We start from the raw sequence: 571 nt of genomic DNA, 5'->3' as shown, positions 1-571 counted from the left end.
GGGGTCGGGGCTAATGTCTTCATTCTTCCACTCAATGACGCCCAAAAGCGCGTCCGTAAAGCGGGTTACGCCTTCGAGCGGCACTTTCAGGCGAACGACGGGCTTTTCCCCCGCGGCGAGGCGCGCCTGCGTTTCCTCCGGCGTCAGGGAGCGGCAGCAGCGGTCGTAGCCGGGGGGCATTTTGTTCAGCGCCTGTATGGAGCGGATTCGCTCCAGCCGCTCGGCGTCGCAGAAGCACTGATAGGCGTGCCCGCGGGCGACCAGCTCCGCGGCGTGCTGCCGGTATAGCGCGAAGCGCTCGGACTGCACGTAGGGCGCATAGGGTCCGCCTTTGTCCGGTCCCTCGTCCCACTCGATTCCGAGCCACAAGAGCGTGTCGAACAGGTTTTGCACGTATTCCTGCCCGAAGCGGGCGCGGTCGGTGTCTTCAAGGCGCAGGATGAAAGCGCCGCCGTGCGCGCGGGCAAAGAGGTAATTGAACAGCGCGGTGCGCACCCCGCCGATATGCTGCATTCCCGTCGGGGACGGGGCGTAGCGGACGCGAACTTCCATAAGCGACTCCTGTTGCCGC

General features: G+C 65.3%; 1 protein-coding gene. It reads right to left on the bottom strand.

Annotated features, from left to right (window positions below; translation table 11 throughout):
• On the bottom strand, positions 1 to 552 hold a 552-nt coding region (locus AWU74_RS07545; protein WP_238580248.1), incomplete at its 3' end, for a glutamate--tRNA ligase.
• Positions 553 to 571: the final 19 nt, after the last annotated feature.

This window comes from Treponema endosymbiont of Eucomonympha sp. (assembly GCF_001028545.1).
The sequence above is the reverse complement of the archived record's forward strand: the minus strand, read 5'-3'. Positions and strand labels throughout refer to the sequence as shown.